Origin of the sequence: Sandarakinorhabdus sp. (assembly GCF_040398645.1) — a bacterium.
Taxonomy (GTDB): domain Bacteria; phylum Pseudomonadota; class Alphaproteobacteria; order Sphingomonadales; family Sphingomonadaceae; genus Sandarakinorhabdus.
In genome coordinates this window covers 1-5490 of the sequence record NZ_JBBATR010000093.1, presented here as the reverse complement: position 1 = coordinate 5490, position 5490 = coordinate 1, and the positions used below count along the sequence as shown (strand labels likewise).

Annotated in this window: 5 protein-coding genes; 1 reads left to right on the top strand and 4 read right to left on the bottom strand. The window is 66.8% G+C overall.

The genetic code is table 11. From position 1 onward, the window contains the following. The 4 genes from ABWP50_RS13105 to ABWP50_RS13090 form a co-directional block, all read right to left on the bottom strand. Positions 1-1187 (bottom strand): penicillin-binding transpeptidase domain-containing protein (locus ABWP50_RS13105; protein WP_353218432.1); only part of this gene is annotated, 1187 nt, incomplete at its 3' end. Between the two features lie 36 nt (positions 1188-1223). After that, complete coding sequence (locus tag ABWP50_RS13100; RefSeq protein WP_353218431.1) at positions 1224-1745, bottom strand: hypothetical protein; 522 nt, start codon at positions 1743-1745, stop codon at positions 1224-1226. Between the two features lie 29 nt (positions 1746-1774). Then, entirely contained in the window at positions 1775-2716 is a 942-nt protein-coding gene (gene mreC / locus ABWP50_RS13095) for a rod shape-determining protein MreC (RefSeq protein ID WP_353218430.1), read from the bottom strand. Positions 2717-2822: 106 nt separating this feature from the next. After that, positions 2823-3863, bottom strand: coding sequence for a rod shape-determining protein (locus ABWP50_RS13090; protein WP_353218429.1), 1041 nt, complete (start codon positions 3861-3863; stop codon positions 2823-2825). A gap of 236 nt (positions 3864-4099) precedes the next feature. Between ABWP50_RS13090 and mutL the strand changes: the two genes are divergently transcribed. After that, positions 4100-5490, top strand: a 1391-nt coding sequence (gene mutL, locus ABWP50_RS13085; protein WP_353218428.1) for a DNA mismatch repair endonuclease MutL, incomplete at its 3' end; no start/stop codon positions are given.

Below are 5490 nucleotides of genomic sequence, written 5' to 3'. Positions count from 1 at the left end.
CGCGCCATCGCGGCGATGGCATCGATGCCCACCCGGCGGCCCATCGCATAGAAATAAGTATCGCACGACAGCGGCAGCGCGCGGTGCATGTTCACGCCGCCATGACCGCGGCGGGCATGGCAATGCCAGGTGTTGTTGCCCAGCCGGTAGGCGCCGCTGCAGCCGACCATTTCATCGGGATCGATGCCGGCCTCGAGGGCGGCCAGTGCTGTCACCATCTTGAAGGTCGATCCGGGCGGGTAGAGCCCCATGGCGCTTTTGTTCAGCAGCGGGGTGTGGTCGTCGGTTTGCAGCTCCTGCCACAGCCGGGTGGGCACGCGCCGGGAAAATATGTTGGGATCATAGGCTGGCATCGACACCATGCACAGCACATCGCCGGTCTGGCAGTCGATCACGATCACGCTGCCTGAATTGTCGGACAGGCGGCGGGCGGCATAATCCTGCAGATCGCGGTCAATCGTCAGCTTGAGCGTATCGCCGGGCTGATCGGCGCGAGTGCCCAGTTCGCGGACCAGTTCGCCGCGCGCGGTCACTTCGACGCGAGAGGCGCCGGCCGCGCCGCGCAGGCGCTTGTCCTCGTGGCGCTCGATGCCATCCTTGCCGATGCGAAAGCCCGGATAGATCAGCAGCGGATTGCGATCGGCGCGATATTGTTCGGGCGTGGGCGCGCCCACATAGCCCAGCAGATGCGCCATGCGGTCCGCTTCGGGATAATGGCGTGAAAAGCTTTGCACGGCCGTTACGCCGGGTAGGGCGGCCAGGCGCACGCTGCACGCCGAAAATTCCGGCCAGCTCATATATTGGCGCAGCACCACCGGCATGAAGCTGGGCTGGCTGCGAAAATCGTCGCGGATGCGGGCTTCGTCGGCCCATTCGATCGCGACGACCTCGCGGATGGCCAGCAATGTGGCATCCAGATCTTCCACTTCGGCCGGGCGCAGTTCCAGCCGGTAATCGGGCCGATTCATCGCCAGTGGTTTGCCGCTGCGATCAACAATCCAACCGCGCCGGGGTGGGATCAGCCGGTTCTGCACGCGGTTTTCCTGCGCCTTCAGCTGGTAGTTTTCACCTTCGAACAGGGCAAGCCATGCCATGCGCCCGGCCAGCAGCGCGCCGGTGCCGGCCATGCCTGCGCCCAGCAGCAAGGCGCGCCGCGAAAAGCCCAAGCGGCGTGCGCTGTCGTTCATGCCCGAAACCGCAATGGCATTTGGCGCGCGCGGCGATCAAGCCATGGCATTGGCGGAGGCCACCAGCCGGCGTTGAACATCGGCGCAAAAGCGCACCACCAGCGGCCACATCAGCAGGCTGGCCGGCAGTTGCCACAGCAAGGGCGCCATCGGCACCGGCTGCCCGGCCAGTGCCATCAGCGGACCCGTGAGCAGCAACACGGCCAGCAGCATTACCCCCGCGACCGCCCAGTCAAAGCCGTGGCCGCGTTCGCCCGTTCCGGCATCGATCAGGCGCATCGCGCCCGTCGCCAGCGCAAACAGCGTTGCATTCAGGCCCAGAGGCATGCCCAGCAGCATATCGGCAAGCGCACCGATGAAAAAGGCGGCCCACGGCGGCATCAAGGCCGGTTGCAGCATGGCCCAGGCCAGAACAGCCATCAGGCCAAGCTGGGGCATCGCCGGCACCGGCAGCGGCAGCGGCGCCAGCATGACCAGCACCAGCGCGGCGCTGACCAACGTTGGTACAGCGTAGCGCCAGGTGGACAGCAGCCAGCGCCGGCGTTCATCTGGTGACATCAGCCGGACAGGGGGCGGCGGTGACGTTATCATGACGGCACGGTCGCGGCAGGATCAGCACTGCGCGGGCTGGGGCGCAGGCGGGGGCGCGGTGCACCGCGCTGCCGGGCTTCGGTTGGCACCGGCGCATCAAACACAGGGCCTGTGGGCTCCGGGGTTGGAGACGGCAGCCACGCGGCTTCGATGGTAACAAAGCCAGCGCCCAGCGGCGGCTGCGCCGGGCGGATCACCGGCGCGGCGGCGTGCGCGTCAATCACCCGGCCCACCGGCAGGCCGGGCGGGAACACGCCGCCATCGCCTGACGTGACGATGCGATCGCCGATGCGCAGCGGGAGATCGGGGCCAACCCGGTCAACCAACAGCAGCGTCGGCTCGCCGCGCCCCGCGAGAAGCCCAGCTTGGCCGGTGCGTTCGACAATCACCGGCACGCGGCTGATCGAATCGGTGATCAGCAGCACGCGGCTGGAATAGCGGCCTGTTTCGGTGGTGCGGCCAACCAGGCCGTCGCTGCCGATCACGGGCATATCGCGGGCAACGCCGCTGCTGCTGCCCACGGCCAGCATCGCCGAACGCACGGCACCGCCCGACATGGCCGCTGCAATACGGGTGGCGGCAATCACGCGCCGTGTCGGTTCGCGCACCGCCAGCAGTTTTTTCAGCTGGGCCAATTCGCGCGCCTCCAGCCGGGATTGGCGCAGGCGGGCGTTGGCCAGATCAAGCTGCTCGGCCAAGGCCTGCGCGCGTGACACGGCCCCGAAATAGCCGCCAACGTCCTCAAACAGCCGCGACATGCCATCGACCGGCGCGCGCACGGCGCTCCACAGCGGGGCTGCCACATCTGCGGCCGCCATGCGCAAGCGGCTGGCGGTTTGCGGGTTCACCCGGGCCACGAGCAGCAGCAGCAGCCCGGCCGTAATCACACCGCCCGATACCACAGCCGATACCAGCGACAGATTCTGTTCGCGGCGCATCGCGCTCGGGCGGCGAGGGGGCGGGGTCCAATCCATGGTGCCGGCAGGCTCCTGGTGCAGGCCAATTGGGGTGCAGGCGAAAACAAGCTATTGGTGCGGATGCAGATCAGGCGGTGATCAGCACGCCGCGATACATGGGATCTTCCAGTGCGCGGCCGGTGCCGATGGCCACGCATGTCAAGGGTTCGTCCGCCACGCTGACCGGCAGGCCAGTGGCTTCGCGCAGCACGACATCCAGATTGGCCAGCAGCGCGCCGCCGCCGGTGAGCACGATGCCTTGATCGACAATGTCGGCAGCCAATTCCGGCTGGGTGTTTTCCAGCGCGGCGCGCACACCTTCGACGATGGTGGCAACCGGTTCGCTCAGGGCTTCGGCGATCTGGCCCTGGTTGATCTGGATTTCATTGGGCACGCCGTTCATCAGATCGCGGCCCTTCACGCTGATGGTCAGGCCGATACCGTCGGCCGGGCGCTTGGCGGTGCCGATTTCCTTCTTGATGCGCTCGGCAGTGGCTTCGCCGATCAGCATATTATGGTTGCGGCGCACATAGTTGATGATGGCTTCGTCCATCTTGTCACCGCCGACGCGCACGCTGGTGGTGTAGGCCAGGCCCTTCAGGGACAGCACGGCCACTTCGGTGGTGCCGCCGCCGATATCCACCACCATCGATCCGATCGGTTCCGTAACAGGCATGCCAGCACCGATGGCAGCGGCCATGGGTTCTTCGATCAGGAACACCTGGGTGGCGCCGGCATTGTTGGCGGCATCGCGGATGGCGCGTTTTTCGACGCTCGTCGATCCTGATGGCACGCAGATGACGATTTCCGGGTAGCGGCCAAAGCGGCTGGTCTGCACCTTGCGGATGAAGTGCTTGATCATTTGTTCGGCCACATCGATATCGGCGATCACGCCGTCGCGCAGGGGGCGGATACACTCCACATTGCCCGGTGTGCGCCCCATCATCACCTTGGCTTCCATGCCGACCGCCTTGACGATCTTGTTGCCGCGGATCGTTTCGATGGCGACCACGCTGGGCTCATTCAGCACGATGCCGCGGCCGCGCACATAAACCAGCGTGTTGGCCGTGCCCAAATCAATGGCCATGTCCTGAGCGAGAAAGGAAAACATTCGGGAAAAGGGTGACATGGACAAGCAACCGCAGGCAGGAGGGTGAGCGCGAGGCGCGCGCAGCAGGCACGGCCGGCACGAATGGTCAGCAGGGCGGCTTTGGCCCTGAACCACCGATTCGGCAAGCGGCAAGCCTGTTAAAGTCAAGGGGCAGCCGCCATCGCCGCAGTTCTGACCTGCGCAGCTGACCCGGGCACCAATCCGGCCAGCGCGCGGGGCTGACAAAGTGGCCGGTTCGGCATAAGCCGGATGTTGTGCCGATCCGCCGCCTGCCCGAAACCCTGATCAACCGCATCGCTGCTGGCGAAGTGGTGGAGCGGCCGGCCAGCGCCGCCAAGGAACTTGTTGAAAACGCGCTGGATGCCGGCGCCCGCCATATCCGCGTGGTGCTGCGAAATGGCGGCATCGATGGCCTGGAGGTGGCCGACGACGGGATCGGCATGGTGCCCGATCAACTGCGCCTGGCCATCGAGCGCCATGCCACATCGAAATTGCCCGATGGCGATTTGTCGGCCATCGCCACCATGGGCTTTCGCGGTGAAGCATTGCCGTCGATCGGTTCGGTGGCCACGCTGTCGATCACCAGCCGGGCGGCCGGCAGCGAAGGCTGGCAGCTGGTGGTGGACAATGGCCGCATCATCGCTGACGGCCCGGCCAGCGCCGCGCCCGGCACGGTGGCGCGTGTCGAAGGCCTGTTCGCTCAGGTGCCGGCGCGCCGCAAGTTCATGAAATCAGGGCGTAGCGAGCTGTCGGCCTGCCATGATCATATCCGGCGGCTGGCGATGGCCAATCCGCAGGTCGGCTTTGTGCTGGAGCATGAAGGCCGGCGTTTGCTGAATTTGCCGCCGCTGCCCGACCAGTCGCCGGCCTCCAGCCTGGCGCGGCTGGCGGCGATTATCGGCACTGATTTTGCCGGCAATGCGGTCGCCGTCGAGCTTGCGCGGGAGGGGCTGCATCTCGGCGGGCTGGCCGGGCTGCCCACCTGGAATCGCGGTGTGGCCGACCACCAATATCTGTTTGTGAATCAAAGGCCTGTGCGCGATCGGCTGCTGGTTGGCGCGGTGCGCGGCGCCTATCAGGATCTGCTGGCCCGCGATCGCCATCCGGTGGTGGCGTTGTTCCTGGATGTGCCGGCCGAATTTGTCGATGTGAACGTCCACCCCGCCAAAACCGAAGTGCGCTTTCAGGATGCCGGCATGGTGCGCGGCATGATCGTTTCGGGCCTGCGCCGCGCCCTGGATGAGGCTGGCATCCGCGCCAGCAGCCGGGTGGCTGCTTCGGCCTTGGCTGCGTTTGTGGCTGAACCGTTGACCACGGCTGGCGCCGCGTGTCCGCCGGCTGTCCCACCGTGGGGCGCCGCTGGCCAAATGCCGGATTTGGTGACCCCCAGCTTGCCGGCGGCCGGCTGGGCCGAAGCGCCGCGCCTGTTTAGCCAATTGCCGCCGGCCTTTGCGCCAGCCACGGCGGCGTCCGCCCCCATCGCCGCCCCGCCGCCCGCGCAATTTCCGCTGGGCGCCGCGCGCGGGCAGGTGGCGGCAACCTATATTGTCGCCGAAACCGAAGACGCGCTGATCATCGTCGATCAACACGCCGCCCACGAACGCCTGACCCTTGAGCGCCTCAACCGCGCCCTGGCCGGCGGCGC